This window comes from Corallococcus sp. AB018 (assembly GCF_003986945.1).
GTDB lineage: Bacteria > Myxococcota > Myxococcia > Myxococcales > Myxococcaceae > Corallococcus > Corallococcus exiguus.
In genome coordinates this window covers 12,331-26,626 of sequence record NZ_RAWR01000017.1, presented here as the reverse complement: position 1 = coordinate 26,626, position 14,296 = coordinate 12,331, and the positions used below count along the sequence as shown (strand labels likewise).

Sequence of the window (14,296 nt, the reverse complement as noted above, 5' to 3'; positions counted from 1 at the left end):
GTGGCCGCCCGCCTGCCCTCCGGCGCACCCGGCGAGGGCAGGCAGCCCTGGCCGTCCCGTTCGGGTGGCGAATGGCCGCCCGCGTCGTCCGGACACACCTTCTACGCGAAGGAGGTGATGTCCCCCATGATTCCGAGTGCCATTCAAAGCTATCTGCGGCGCCATCGCGTCCCCTTCGAGCGGTACGCCCACGCTCGGGCCGTGACCGCGATGGAGCTCGTGGACGCCCTCAACGTGCCCGCCTGGCGCGTGGCCAAATCCATCATCGTGCTGGCCGACCGGCAGCCGTGGATCGTCGTCGTGCCCGCGATGGCGACCGTGGACCTGCGGCAGGTCCGCCACACGCTGGGCGTCCGCACCGCGCGGCTCGCCGCCGAGTCCGAGTTCGCCGACCACTTCCCCGACTGCGAGACGGGCGCCGAGCCTCCCTTCGGCGAGCTGTACGGCCTGCCCGTCGCGATGGACGAGTCCCTGAGCGCCAACGAGCGACTGCTGTTCCGCGCCGGTTCGCACGAGGAGGCCCTGGAGATGCGCTTCCAGGACTTCGCGCGCCTGGAGTGGCCGCTGGTCGCGTCCTTCATCCAGTCGCTCTCGCGTGAAGAAGAGAGAGCGTCGTCGTACGGAGCGCCCGTGGAGGACTCAGGCGCGCCGGCCTGATGTCCTCATGGAGCGGGAGCGTCGCTGACCGCCGGTGAACCCGGCGGTTCCACTTCCCGCCCCTTCGCGTCCTCCAGCAGCCCGCCCTTGTGTGCGTCCTGTAGCGCACGCTCGCGTTCTTCCAGCCGCGCCGCCCAGGCTTCACCCTCCGCGCGCCGTGCATCGTTAAGTGGCATGAGCCGCAGGCCCTCGTGCACCGAGCGCGCCGCCGCGTCGTAGCGCGACAGCAACTCCTGCAATCGGGCCACTTCGAAGTGGCTCTCCGGACCGGGCAGCAGCCCCACGACCGAGCGGCGCTGCTCCAGTGCGCGGGCCAGCAGGCCTTCCTGTTCGAAGCTGTCCGCTTCCAGCGACAGCAGGCGTGCGCGCTGCCGCAGGTCGGTCAGGTACGGCGCCATGGCGGCCAGCGTGTCCCGGGACCTGCGCATGAGCCCGGCCTCCTGCTGCCGCGTGGACAGCGTGAAGGCCAGTTCCACGTCGTGAGGGAAGCGCTTCACGAGCGCCTCCAGCGACTGGAGTGCCTCCGCGCGCTTTCCCTGCGCAAGCCACACGTCCGCGCGCAGCAGGTGCGTGGCCAGTGCGTCCGGGGCGCGCCGCTCCACCTCCGCACAGGCCGCCTCCGCCGCGGGGAGTTCTCCCTGGGCCAGCCGTCCGCGCGCTTCCTGCATCCACAGCGCGGTGGCTTCGGGCCGGCCCTCGAAGTGTTCACGCGCCCAGGTGAGCCATTCGAGTCCCAGCGCTCGACGCGAGGGCCCGGCGAGCAGCGCCTCCGCCAGCTCCACCACCTGTCCGGGCGATTCGGACGTGAGGGTCTTCAGCTCCTCGACCGTGCGGGCACGGGGCATCGCCTCGCTGATCAACACGCGCGTGTCCCCGGCCTCGTGCGCGAGCCGGTACTCCAGGAAGGCCTGCTCGCGCCGGCCCAGGTGCAGCAGGGCCCGCGCGGCCACGCGGTGCGCGGGCGCATCCAGGGGCCGCAGGTACAGCGTGTGATTGACGAAGCTCAGCGCGTCCTTCGCGCCCTCGGCGCCATTCGACACGGAGGCCATCGCCATCAGCCGGTACAGCAGGTAGTCCGCCGGGTGCACGTCGATGAGCTGGAGCCCCAGGGCTCGAACCTCCGCGCCTGGCGCCCTCGCCGCCACGCGCTCCGCCAGCAGCGCCTCCGCGTCCGCCATCCTCCGCCGTCCCGGCACGAGCGCGACGAGCATCACGACGGTGAGCCCCGCAGCCAGCGCCAGCGCGGGACCGACGGGCAGTGTGCCCAGCTTCGTGCGGCGCGCGGCCATGCGCTCGGCTTCACGGGGCCGGAACACCGCGCCCAGCACCACCGCGACCGCCACCGCGCACGCGGGCAGCTCCAGACTGAAGTCGAAGAGGTTGTGCAGCGCCAGCGCCGCCACGCCGGACAGCGCCGCCAGCTCCACGGGCCCGTGGTCCTCGCGCCGCACGCGCTTCACGAAGGCCCAGACGCCCAGCCCGAGCAGCAGCAGCCCCGGCACGCCCCACTCCGCCGCCACCTGCAACACCGCGTTCTCCGGGTGCGTGAAGGTGTTGGGGTTGGGCTCGGTCTGGTAGCGCGGGAAGGCGGCTTCGAACGCGCCGCGCCCCATGCCCAGCACCGGGAAGGCGCGGGCCGCGCGAGCCATCATCGGCCAGGGCTCCATCTTGCCGCGGCGCAGGGACTCCACGCCGTCCACGGTGCGAGCCTCCGCCCACAGCTGATCCGCCGCCAGGTACGCGCCCACGGACAGCGTCGCCAGCAGCCCCAGCAGCACCGCCGCGCCCCGCCCCCACGCGGGCCTGGCGGGAGTGCGCGCCTCGCGACGCTGCTTCATCAGCCACGCGGCGAGCAGCACCTGCCCGAAGACGAAGAACACGATGCCCGCGCGAGACAGCGACAGCAGCACTCCCGCGCCGGAGACGAGCGCCGCCATCGCGAAGGGCCACGCGCGCGAACGCGGCTGCTTCGACAGCGCGAGCCCCACCGCCACCGTCGCGCACAGCCCCAGGAAGCCAGCGAGGTGATTGGGATTTCCGAACGGCGTCACCAGCGGCGGCCGTGCATGCACGTACGCCCGCAGCCCGAACAGCGTGTCCACGCCGAACAGCGCGTGGCCCAGGCCCACCGTCGCCACCGCCGCGCCCGTGAACGCCAGCACCGAGAGCAGCCGCTGCCGAGACGCGCGAGCGCGGCACACCTGCACCGCCGCGACGAACGTGACGAGGTAGGCCACGTGCTTCGCCAGCTCACGCCAGGTGGCGGAAGGCTCCAGCGACACCGGCCGCCAGCCCGTGAGACCCAGCGGAACGAGCACGTCCTCGCGCAGCGCCGCGGCCTCCGGACTCACCCATGCGAGCAGTCCGGGTGGCAGCGGCACGAGCTGCGACACACACAGCACCACGGCGCCCACCAGCGGCGCGGCCAGGAGCGGCACGCGCGGGGTCTCTCCCTGTCGCCGGGCCCCCACGAACGCCAGCACCGCCGCGGCCCCGGACAGCACGCCCAGCGGCCAGGACACCCAGTGCGCCGCGCCGCCGAGCGCCACCGGGCCCAGCACCACCAGCGCCGCGAGCGCCACTTCCGCGTAGACGGTGTACCGGGAGACGCGGTGGGAGCCAGGAGCCATGCGCGGCGCGGGAGTATGTCACGCTCCTCACGAACCTCCGGGGCTCGTCCCCTCGACCAGCGGACGCGGCGCCTGGATGCCTCCTCCCCCGGCGCGGCCTTCCGGGGCTATCGAATGAACGCCCCGCCCGGGACACCGCTTGCATCCGGGGAATCATCTGGCATCTTCCCCCGACCCCATGCGTCGCTTCCTGCTCACTGCCGCCGTCCTCTGCGCTTCCCTCTCCGGACTCACCGCGTGCAAGGGCGCGTGCCGCGAGCTGTCCGAGAAGCTCTGCGAGTGCGCCTTGAACTCGGTGGAGAAGCAGGCCTGCCAGCAGCGAGCCGCCGACGAGGAGGGCCGCGTGGAGCCCATCGCCGAGGACGAGGCCGTCTGCGAAGCGAAGCTCGAAGGCTGCGACTGCCGCACCATCGAGACCGAAGAGGGCAAGAAGGCCTGCGGCCTCGCCCGCTGAAGACGCGCTGTCGCGAGGCTCGACCTTCGCGGCCACGAAGGGCCCAAGGCCTCATCCGCTGAGGACGCTGTCGCGAGGTTCGACCTTCGCGGCCACGAAGGGCCCAAGGCCTCATCCGCTGAGGACGCTGTCGCGAGGCTCGACCTTCGCGGCCCCAAAGGGCCCAAGGCCTCATCCGCTGAGGACGCGCTGTCGCGAGGCTTGGGCCTCCGCGCCCCGGAAGGTCCTACGGCAACACCTGCTGAACGCCGCCCGCTGAGGACGCGCTGTCGCGAACCTCAGGTGCCCGGCACCACGGGAGCCGGAGCCGGCCGCGAGGGCGAGCCATCCACCCACGGCTGAAGCCCGCGCCGCACCCGCGTGCGCCACGGCGTCTCCACCCATCGGTGCACCGCCACCGACGCGGGCACCAGCAACACCAGCAGCACCGCCAGGAAGCGCGTGGGCGACGACGGGCCCACGAATCGCTCCATCCAGTGCACCAGCTCGCTGACGGGGTACTGCAGCAGGTACAGCGCGTAGCTGGCCCCACCCAGGTGCACCAACCACGGCCGCGCCAGCACCTGCCCCAGCGGACCACCGCCGCGCGCCAGCCCATACACCAGCAGCGCCGACGCGGGTGCCAGCAGCGCGTTGTGCATCAGCGGATACGGAATCCACGCGCCCTGCGAGAAGCCCGCGACCAGCAGCGCCGCGCCAGCCAGCGCCATCACCGCGCCGGAGCGCTGGGACGTCGCCGTCGCCGCCGCCCGCTCCCGCACGAAGACCAGCCCCAGCAGCACGCCCAGCAGGAACTCCGGCAGGCGCATCAGCGGGTTGAGCTTCACCACCGCCAGCCACATGCCGCCGGACGCCGCGTTCAGCGTGCCCGGCCCGTCCGGCCGCAGCACCAGGTAGAGCACCGGCGGCAACAGCCCCAGCAGCCACACGCCCACCAGGGCCGCCTTCATGCGCGCGCCCCGGAAGCGCTCCAGCCTCCCGGCCAGCGCCGGGAACACCGCGTAGAAGAACGCCTCCACCGACACGGACCAGGACGGAGGGTTCCAGTACAGCGCCAGCTGCGGCACCCACGACTGGAGCAGCATCAGCGTGGTGAGCCCCGCCGTGGTCAGCTTCGCCGCGGCCACCGGCACGCTGTTCGCCGCCAGCGAGCCCTGCGCCGTGGGCACCGCCGACAGCAGGAACATCAGGAGGAACACCGGGTAGACGCGCGCCACCCGCGCGCTCCAGAAGGCCCGGGGCGGGGTCTGCATCCCACCGGCCGTGTCCACGTAGTTGTACGCGAGCACGAAGCCGGACAGGAGGAAGAAGACCCCCACGGAGGCATAGCCGGAGGCCACCACCTGCACCATCCACTCCGGCGCCACGCCCTGGATGCACGGGGTGCCGAAGTGGAACAAGACGACGTGCAGGGCCGCCAGGAAACGCAGCCCTGTCAGCGCATCCAGCGAGCCTCCGGACTGCTGCTTCATCTACTTGCGACCGATACCGAAGTAGGTGAAGCCCTGCTCACGCATGCGCGCGGGCTGGAAGATGTTGCGGCCGTCGAAGATCACCGGCGACTTCATCAGCGACTTCATGCGCGCGAAGTCCGGGTGGCGGAACTCGTTCCACTCCGTCACCACGAACAGGCCGTCCACGCCCTCCAGCGCGTCGTACGGCAGGTCCGCGTAGCGGATGCGGTCGCCGAAGACGCGCTTGGACGCGTGCGCGGCCACCGGGTCGTGCGCGATGACCGTCGCGCCCTTGCCGATGAGGCCCTCGATGACCTCGATGGACGGCGCCTCGCGCATGTCGTCCGTCTTCGGCTTGAACGCCAGGCCCCAGACGCCGAACTTCTTGCCCTCCAGCGTCCCGTAGTGCTTCACGGCCTTGTTCACGAGCAGCTTCTTCTGCCGCTCGTTGGTGCGCTCCACCGCGCGCAGCAGGTCCAGCTCCAGGCCGTACTCACGCGCCGTCGTGACGAGCGCCTTCACGTCCTTGGGGAAGCAGGAGCCGCCGTAGCCCACGCCAGGGAAGAGGAACGGGTAGCCGATGCGCTTGTCCGCGCCCAGGCCCTTGCGCACGAAGTCCACGTCCGCGCCCACCTTCTCGCAGAGCGCGGCCACGTCGTTCATGAAGGAGATGCGCGTCGCGAGCATCGCGTTCGCCGCGTACTTCGTCAGCTCCGCGGAGCGCGTGTCCATGAACAGGATGGGGTTCTCCGTGCGCACGAACGGCGCGTACAGCTCCCCCATCAGGGTCCGGGCGCGCTCGGTGTCCGCGCCAATGACGACGCGGTCCGGCTTGAAGAAGTCGTCCAGCGCGGCGCCTTCCTTCAGGAACTCCGGGTTGGAGACGACGTCGAACTCCACGTCCGTCACCTTGGCGATGGCCTCGCGAACCTTGTCCGCGGTGCCCACCGGCACGGTGCTCTTGTCCACCACCACCGTGTACTGCTTCATCGCGCGGCCCACCGCCTGCGCCGCCGCGAGCACGTACTGGAGATCCGCCTCGCCGCTCTCCCCTTCAGGGGTGCCTACGGCGATGAACACGGCCTGCGCGTTCGCCACGCCCTCCGCCAGGTTGGTGGTGAACGTGAGGCGCTTCTCCTTCACGTTCTTGCGGATGAGCTCCTCCAGACCCGGCTCGTAGATGGGGACCTGTCCATCCTGGAGCATGCGGATCTTCCGCTCGTCGATGTCCACGCACGCGACGTCGTTGCCCGAGTCCGCGAAGCAGGTGCCCGCGACGAGTCCGACGTAACCCGATCCGATAATGGCAATGCGCATTCTTTGAGTGTCCTGGTTTCGACAGGTGGCGTCATGAACTCATACGCCGACCGGAGCACTGAAAGAAAGCCCGGGCACGAAGGACCGCCGAGCGACCAGACAGCCTTATCGCCCCGTGAGGAGGCGACGCAGTCTGTCCACACCCCGTAGGGCGGAGGAACGTCCGGGGGTGCTCACCGGACCCACCACGCCCCGGTCCAGAAGCTCACGGGTCGCGCGGCGCAGCGGCGGGAACGCGGCGGTGGCCTGCGCCTCCGCCTCCGGGAACAGACGCGCCACGATGGCCAGCGACGTGTAGAGGGCGCGCTCCAGGCCGAACGCCTCCGCGCGAGCGAGCAGCGCCGGGACATCCATCGGGCGCGAGTACACGCCGCCCATCCAGGTAGCCCCGGTGATGAGCTCGCGCAGGTCCACGAACGACAGCCACGGCACGTCATACCCGTGGTGGGCCTGGTCCAGCGCGGTGAGCAGCAGCGCGTCCTCCAGCTCCGGGCGGAAGATGGACTGTCCGTAGACCTTCATGGGTCGGGCGCGCTCGAAGATGCCAGCCAACTGCTCACGTCGGTTCGCGCCCAGCACGTCCGCGTAGATGTGGATGGGGGTGCGGCCGTCGGACACGACGCGCGCGGCGCCGCTGTTCGTCGTGTCCTCCTCCGGGACGAACTCGTGGTTGGACAGGTAGCCGGCGAAGCCGTCCACGTCCATGCGGCGCACCAGCACCTGGATGTCCAGCACGGGCCGGAAGCCCACGTGCGGATAGAGCGCCTCCGCGAAGGCCGCGCCGCCCAGGAGGAGAATCTTGCGGCCCTCCAGCTGATCCACGATGCGCTTGAAGTGGACCAGCTTCATGACGTTGTCGTTCACGGAGCCGGTGTAGATGGACATCATCCGGTCGCGGGCCCACTCCGGCGCCTCGCCCCCGCCCATCCGGTACTCCAGGTTGTACGCCGCGAGCGGCGCCAGTCCCTGCGCGATGGCCCAGTCGACGTACGCCTCCCACGGCGCGCCCCGGAGCTTTCCGCGCGGGGGCTCGAAGGAGGACAGGACCCGGAAGGTGTCGAGGAGGCTGGGCGCCATGGTGCGGCACCTTTAATGGGCCGGGCCTGCTCGCCGCAATCACCGTCTTCCAGCGGGCGACCGGACGGGCCGTGGTGCCCCTGGCTCCGCTCCCGTCCCGGGAGGGGGCCGGGCGCCGCGCAGCCGCCGCAGCGCGTACCGCACCATGGGCCGGGCCCGGGGCGCCAGGGCCAGCTTCGCGGCGACCCATGCCGGCTTGTTGCGCGCCAGCTCCGCGCCCACCAGCCGGGGCCCGGAGAACAGCCGCGTCGCCAGCGCGCGCTGCCACCGGGGCGGGGCCAGCGCCTTGAGCACCCAGGCGGGCACGGGCGCGTCCAGCAGCCGGTGCGCCGCGTCCCACGCGTACCAGACCAGGTGGGGCAGCTCCGTGCGCCGCGCGCGCGTCACCACGCGGTCCCAGTCGAGCCGGGGGTTCGCCCGCGCCAGCAGCTTCAGGTCGAACAGCCAGGCCAGCCGCTGCAGCAGGTGGTTGCTCGCGTGCAGGGCCAGGTAGACGGCCTCGTCCTCCGGGCACAGGTAGCGCACGGGGTGGCCGTCCAGCGTCGCGTCCAGCGCCCGCGACACCATGGCGTCGCCCTCCAGCGACAGGCCGTAGCCCGTGAGCGCGCGGTAGTGCAGCTCCACCAGTCCGTCCGGTCCGGTGAGCTCCACGTGGTGCGCGTCGTCCCGGTCCACGTCGCCGGCCTGGGTGGTGAGCCCCATCCCCTCCAGCGCGTGCACGGCGCACAGCACCCGGGCGCGCGGCACCAGCAGGTCCACGTCGTTCGTCGCGCGCTGGAGCGGCTCCGGGTAGAGCCTGCGCGCCAGCCCGTAGCCCTTGAGCAGCACCGGCGTCAGGCCCAGCGCCGCCAGCGCCGTCAGGCTCCGCGACAAGAGCGACCGCACGCGCATGCCCCGCGCCGCGCTCAGCCGGGCCTCGCGGGTGAGCAGCGCGGCGGAGTCCGGGGTCAGCGTCCAGTCCGCCTTCGCGAGCGCGTGCTCGACGAAGCCCGCCAGTCCGTGGCGCACGGCGGCCTTCACCAGCGCGTCACCGTCGCCTTCGTTCGAAGGCCCGGGAGCGTCCGGCACTTCCGGCCACGCATGGAGCAGGGTCAGCAGGGCCGGAGAGGAGCTCATGGGCTCACCGCCGCAGCGCGATGATGCGCTCGGGCTCCGCGGCCTCCAGCGCCACCAGCTGCCCCACGCGTTCGGCCACCGCGTCCGCGACCACCTCCAGCGCCAGCTCCTCGTCCCGGTCGATGGCGGCCCGGCCATCGCGCCAGACCAGGCGCAGCGCGCCGAGCAGGGACTCCTCCTCCTTCACGTCCAGGCGCACCTCCAGCGCGGCCTCGGCGCCAGCGTCCGGGTGCTGGGACTCGAAGACGACGCCCGCGTTCACGCCCTCGTGCGGGCGGCGCAGGCGCAGCTCCAGCGAGGACAGGCTCAGCCCCTGGGACAGCGGACGGACGGCGTTCCACACCTCCTGGAACGAACCGGCCGCGCGCACCGCCGCGGTGACGGAGCGCACCAGCGAGCGCAGCTCCAGGTTGCGCTGGCGCGTCTGCTGGACGGCGTCCATGTGGCGCACGTCCAGGTAGCCCAGCTTGCGCATCAGCACCATGATGACCACGCCGATGCCGCTGAGCAGCAGCGCGCTCTGGATGCTGTTGGCGAAGCTGAGCCCCAGCGCGGTGAGCATGAACAGCGTGCACAGCGCGTAGAGCACCAGCACGGTGGTGCGGTGGGACAAGAGCAGGCGGCTCATCAGCCGGTGGTGGATGTGCTCCTTGTCCGCGCTGAACATGGGTCTGCCCAGCAGCGAGCGGCGCACCATGGCCAGCAGCGTGTCCATGATGGGCAGGCCCAGCGCCATCACCGGCACGAGCAGCGCCACCGCGGTGCCGCTCTTCGACGACGTCTTGATGGACACCGCCGCGAGCACGAAGCCCAGGAACATGCTGCCCGTGTCCCCCATGAAGATGGAGGCCGGGTTGAAGTTGAACACCAGGAACCCGAGGATGGCGCCCGCGAGCGCCACCATCAGCAGGCACAGCAGCACGTCCCCGCGCATCAGCGCGAGCAGGAAGTGGGTGCCCACGCCGAAGAACGCGACGCCGCCCGCCAGCCCGTCCAACCCGTCGATGAGGTTGAGCGCGTTGATGACGCCCACCACCCACAGCACCGTCAGCGGCAGGCTCAAGAGCCCCAGCGTCAGCTCCGCGCCGAAGGGGTTGGCCAGCACCTCGATGCGGAAGCCCAGCGCGTACAGGCCCAGCGCCACCGCGAACTGCACGGAGAACTTCAGCTTCGCGCCCGCGCCCTTGAGGTCGTCGTAGAAGCCCAGCCCCGCGATGATGGCGCCGCCCACGAAGAGGCCGATGATGAGAGTCGTCTGCGCGAGGAACTGGTCTCCCACGCCCGAGTCCACGATGAACAGCGCGCACAGCGGCGCGAAGAAGCCCCCCACGATGCCTATGCCGCCCAGCCGGGGGACGGGCCGCACGTGCACCTTGCGGCTGGAGTTCGCCTGATCCAACCAGCCCCACGCCAGCGCACGCTCACGCACGCGCCACGTGAGCACCAACGCCACGAGGAACGACACGAGGAAGGCGACGAAGAAGGTGACCATGCGAGAGGAGCGTCCACCCGCATCGTGACGGTCACCGAAGCAGCGCGTCAACGTCCTGACGTCGCAGGTGTGTCACGACTCGCCTGCCTACCTGCTGTCAGCCCGGATTCGCGGGACTTCTGCGTCAAACGCATCGAGAGAGGACGGGTGGCGATGTCGGGCCAGGTGAGTCCTCACATCCGTGGGCCCGCGAGCAGCGCCGCGCCGATGGCGCCGGACAGGTCCCCCAGTTCGGCGATGCGCATCACGGGCTTGCGCTCCGTGATGAACAGGTGCGGGTGCATGGCGTCCTGGATGTGGCCCATGTACATGGGGCCCAGCCGGGACCCCAGCCCGCCTCCGATGACGACGGCCTCCAGGTCCAGCAGGTTGATGACGGAGGCGATGGCCACGCCCAGCATGTCGATGGCCCGCTCGATGAGCCGCGTCGCCAGCGGATCCTTCTGCTTCAGCGCGCTCGCCCAGACGCTGCTGGACAGGCGCGTGCGATTCTTGTCGCGCATGATGTCGAAGAGGAGGGTCTTCTCTCCCTTCCTCGCCGCCGAGCGCGCCTTGCTCTCCATGCACGCGCGCCCCGCGTAGGCCTCCAGGCAGCCACGCCGGCCGCAGCCACAGCGCGCGCCGTTGGGCTTCACCACCATGTGGCCAATCTCGCCGGCGGAGCCCTGCCCGCGCCACGGCACGCCGTTGAGCACCAGGCCCCCGCCCACGCCCGTGCCCCACCACACGCCCAGCACGGAGCGGTGGCCGCGGCCCGCGCCCAGCTTGTACTCGGCCGCGACCGCCACCTGGACGTCGTTGCCCAGCATCACCTTGCCGCCGCCCACCAGGTCGCCCAGGTCCGACGCCAGCGGATAGGGCGCGTCCCAGCCGCCCGCCACGTTGGCCGTGTGCGAGAGCGTGCCGTTGTTCGCGTCCACCGAGCCCGGCACGCCCACGCCCACGCCCACGAGCTTCGCGGGCTCGATGCCCACGGCATGCGCGGCCTCGCCCAGCGTGCCGTAGAGCTCCTTCACCACCTCGCCCGGGCCGCCCGTCGCGGGGGTCACGTGGCGGGCCCGGCCCAGCACGTCGCCGCGCGCATCCACGATGACGGCCTCGATTTTCGTGCCGCCCAGGTCGATGCCTCCCCAGACGCGGCCCTTGCCGTTGCGCGCCCCGTTCCCCGCGCGGTGCCCGTTCTTCGCTGACGCGTCGGCCATGTGATGCCCCCGTGACTCGCGGCACCGGCGGCCGCTCGCGGCACAATCTGCGCAGCGCGGTCACGGCCAGGGCCGCCGTGCCGGGCACGCCCGTGTCCGCCCGCCCGCTCCACGGGGCTGCATGCGGGCCCTCCTTCCAGGGCACGGGGACGCCCTGCCTCCTCGTGCCCCTGTTCGCCGGAGGCGGGGGCGCATATAGGCTCCGTCGGAGTTCCTTTCGTGGAGCGCCCCGTTTCCCCCATGAGCAGCCGTTCCCCTTCCGCGCCGGACGCCGCTGACGCTCCGCCCCTGGGCATGTCGGACGTGAAGGTCCGCGCGCAGCGCTCCATCATCGCCCTGCTCCTGCGGACGATCGGCTCGCTGGGCTTACGCGTGGTGAGCTCGCTCACCCTGTCGCATCTGCTGTTCCCCGGGGACTATGGCGTGTTCGCCATCGTCGCCTTCACCTCCGCGATGGGCGCGTTCCTGGGGGACCTGGGGCTCAGCGCCTCGCTGGTGCGCCAGCAGCACGAACCCACGCAGGACGAAATCACCTCCGCCTTCTGGAGCCACCAGGCGTTCACCGTCTTCATCGTGGGCGCCATCGTGCTGCTCGCGCCGTGGCTGTCGAGCACCTACGAGTTGGGGCCTTCGGGCGCGGCCATGGTGGGCACGATGGCGATCGGCCTGTTCTTCCACTCGCTGCGCGTCATCCCCGTCATGATGCTGGAGCGGCAGCTGCGCTTCCCGACGCTCGCGCGCATCGAGCTCATCGAGAGCGTGGCGCAGACGGCGGGCAGCATCCTGCTGGCCTCGATGCACTTCGGGGCGTGGTCGCTCATTGGCGGCGGGCTGGTGCGGGGCGCGGTGGGCATGGTGCTGTTCTGGGCGGCGGCGGGCTGGAGGCCCCAGGGCACGTTCCGCTGGGACATCGTCAAGCGGCTCTTGTCCTTCGGCATCTGGTTCCAGCTCACGGGCATCATCCCCGCGGCGCTCCAGGGATGGATTCCACTCGTGGTGGGGCGCATGGAGGGCAAGGACGGGGTGGGCCTGGTGAACTGGGCGACCGCGCTGGCCTCCGTGCCGCTGGCGGTGAGCAGCGTCCTCACCCGCGTCGCGTATCCGGCGTACAGCCGCATGCAGGAGGACTCGGCCGCGCTGGCGGACTACCTGCGCACGTCCATCCGGCGCGTGAGCGCGGTCCTGTGCCTGGCCATCCCGTTCGGCGTCATCGCGCTGCCGCCCTTCATCCCGGTGGTCTTCGGCGAGCGCTGGAGCCTCGCGTCCACGCTGGTGCAGTGGTTCACCATCGAGGCGTCGATGCTGGCGGTGCAGGGCCTGCTGGCCTCGCAGCAGAACGCCAGCGGTCACGCGCGGGAGCGGATGTACGTGGCCATCACCGGGAGCCTGCTGCGCTTCGGCCTGGGAGTGCTGGCGGTGATGCACTGGGGCATCGTGGGCGTCGGGGTGAGCGCGACGGCCGTGACGCTCACGGAGCTGTGGCTCACGGCGCGACTGGTATCCCGCCGCAACCCGCACCTGTCGCGGCTCGAGTTCGAGGTCATGGAGCCGTTCCTCACTGTAGGAGCGCTGCTCGCGCTCGCGGTGGGCTGTTCGCGGCTCGCGATGGGACAGGACGGGCTGCTCGTGCAGGCGCTGGTCGCGGCGGGGCTGTTGACCGCGCTGGTGCTCGCGCGTGAGGCCACGCGGCGAGGCCTGTCGTTGCTGGGAGAGCTGCGCGCCCTGGTCCAGCACCTGCGCGCGAGGCGGGCGCCTCCGTGAGCCGCACGTGGCATCTGTTGACGGGGGAGTATCCGCCGGCCCCCGGCGGCGTCTCCGACCATTCGAGGAGCATCGCCCACGCGCTCTTGAAGGCGGGGGAGACGGTGCACGTCTGGACCCCTGGCGCCGAGAGCGTCACGGATGATCAAGGCGTGACCGTGCACCGGTGGCCCGGCCTCTTCACGCCGCCAGGGCTGGTGCGCCTGACGCGAGAGTTGGATGCGCTGCCAGTGCCCCGGCGGCTGTTCCTCCAGTACGTGCCGCACGCATTCGGATTGAAGGCGATGAACGTGCCGTTCTGCGCCTGGTTCGCGGCGAGGCGGCGGGACGAACGCGAGCTGTTCCTCCATGAAGCGGTGTACCCGTGGAGTCCGGGCGCGCCGTGGAAGCATCAGCTGCTCGCGGGAGTCACGCGGGTGATGCTGCGCACGCTGGCGCTCGGCGTGGAGCGAGCCTACGTGTCCATCCCCACCTGGGCGGAGCACCTGCCGGAGCCACTGCGGTCCCAGGCCCGGTGGTGTCCCATCCCCAGTCCCCTGCCCCTGGACGTGCCAGCGGATGAAGTGCGCGCGGTGCGGGATGCGCTCGGCGGCCCCACGGTGGCGCACTTCGGGACGTATGGCGGAGCCATCGCGGGCCCGCTGGAGGCCGTGCTCGTGCCGTTGTTGCAGCGGGACGAACGGCGGCAGGCGCTGCTGCTGGGCCGAGGCAGTCAGGCCTGGTGCGAGTCACTGGGACGGAAGCATCCCGCGCTGGCCCGCCGACTTCATGCGAGGGACGGACTGGCACCGGAGGCCGTGGCCGTGCACCTGCGCGCGGCGGAGCTGCTGGTGCAGCCGTATCCCGACGGCGTCAGCGCCCGGCGAAGCAGCGCGATGGGCGGATTGGGACTGGGCCTGCCCATCGTCACCAACACCGGGCACCTGAGCGAACCGCTGTGGCGCGACCTGCGGCCAGTGGCGCTCGCGGATGATGCGTCACCCGCTTCGCTGCGGGTGCTCGCGGAGCACCTGTTGGAGCACGAGGAAGAGCGCCGAACCCTGGGTGAGCGCGCGGCGCGCGTGTACCGTGAGCACTTCGCGCTGGAGCACACGGTGGCGCACCTGCTGCGTCGCGGAGTCACCGCGTGAGCATCT

Annotated in this window: 11 protein-coding genes; 4 read left to right on the top strand and 7 right to left on the bottom strand. The window is 71.4% G+C overall.

Features of this window, described 5'->3' with window-relative positions; genetic code table 11:
• Nucleotides 1-126 precede the first annotated feature (126 nt).
• A complete protein-coding gene (locus D7Y11_RS06055; RefSeq protein WP_199753694.1) occupies nt 127-657 on the top strand; it encodes an aminoacyl-tRNA deacylase in 531 nt (176 codons plus the stop codon).
• A 5-nt stretch (nt 658-662) separates the two neighbouring features.
• Here D7Y11_RS06055 and D7Y11_RS06050 read toward each other — a convergent pair whose 3' ends face one another.
• Nucleotides 663-3,287 (bottom strand): O-antigen ligase family protein, encoded by a 2,625-nt coding sequence (locus D7Y11_RS06050; RefSeq protein ID WP_126933234.1) that lies wholly within the window; start codon nt 3,285-3,287, stop codon nt 663-665.
• Nucleotides 3,288-3,465: 178 nt separating this feature from the next.
• On the opposite strand from D7Y11_RS06050, the gene D7Y11_RS06045 reads away from it, so the two are divergent.
• Complete coding sequence (locus tag D7Y11_RS06045) at nt 3,466-3,741, top strand: hypothetical protein (protein ID WP_120576825.1); 276 nt, start codon at nt 3,466-3,468, stop codon at nt 3,739-3,741.
• 278 nt (nt 3,742-4,019) lie between these two features.
• Here D7Y11_RS06045 and D7Y11_RS06040 read toward each other — a convergent pair whose 3' ends face one another.
• From D7Y11_RS06040 to D7Y11_RS06015, 6 genes are all read right to left on the bottom strand, one after another.
• A complete protein-coding gene (locus D7Y11_RS06040; protein ID WP_121752305.1) occupies nt 4,020-5,213 on the bottom strand; it encodes an acyltransferase in 1,194 nt (397 codons plus the stop codon).
• On the bottom strand, nt 5,214-6,512 hold the full coding sequence (locus tag D7Y11_RS06035; RefSeq protein WP_120594092.1) for a UDP-glucose/GDP-mannose dehydrogenase family protein: 1,299 nt from the start codon (nt 6,510-6,512) through the stop codon (nt 5,214-5,216).
• A 105-nt stretch (nt 6,513-6,617) separates the two neighbouring features.
• On the bottom strand, nt 6,618-7,589 hold the full coding sequence (locus D7Y11_RS06030; protein ID WP_121752306.1) for a nucleotidyltransferase family protein: 972 nt from the start codon (nt 7,587-7,589) through the stop codon (nt 6,618-6,620).
• Between the two features lie 39 nt (nt 7,590-7,628).
• Nucleotides 7,629-8,705 (bottom strand): nucleotidyltransferase family protein, encoded by a 1,077-nt coding sequence (locus D7Y11_RS06025; RefSeq protein WP_199753693.1) that lies wholly within the window; start codon nt 8,703-8,705, stop codon nt 7,629-7,631.
• A 4-nt stretch (nt 8,706-8,709) separates the two neighbouring features.
• On the bottom strand, nt 8,710-10,197 hold the full coding sequence (locus D7Y11_RS06020; RefSeq protein WP_126933233.1) for an MraY family glycosyltransferase: 1,488 nt from the start codon (nt 10,195-10,197) through the stop codon (nt 8,710-8,712).
• Nucleotides 10,198-10,370: 173 nt separating this feature from the next.
• On the bottom strand, nt 10,371-11,399 hold the full coding sequence (locus tag D7Y11_RS06015) for an ROK family protein (RefSeq protein WP_126933232.1): 1,029 nt from the start codon (nt 11,397-11,399) through the stop codon (nt 10,371-10,373).
• A 240-nt stretch (nt 11,400-11,639) separates the two neighbouring features.
• Here D7Y11_RS06015 and D7Y11_RS06010 point away from each other — a divergent pair, with 240 nt between their 5' ends.
• Entirely contained in the window at nt 11,640-13,160 is a 1,521-nt protein-coding gene (locus tag D7Y11_RS06010; RefSeq protein WP_126933231.1) for an oligosaccharide flippase family protein, read from the top strand.
• The gene (locus D7Y11_RS06005) at nt 13,157-14,290 is read left to right on the top strand and encodes a glycosyltransferase (RefSeq protein WP_126933230.1); all 1,134 of its coding nucleotides are present in this window, start codon (nt 13,157-13,159) and stop codon (nt 14,288-14,290) included. The genes D7Y11_RS06010 and D7Y11_RS06005 overlap by 4 nt, the downstream gene beginning before the upstream one ends.
• Nucleotides 14,291-14,296 lie beyond the last annotated feature (6 nt).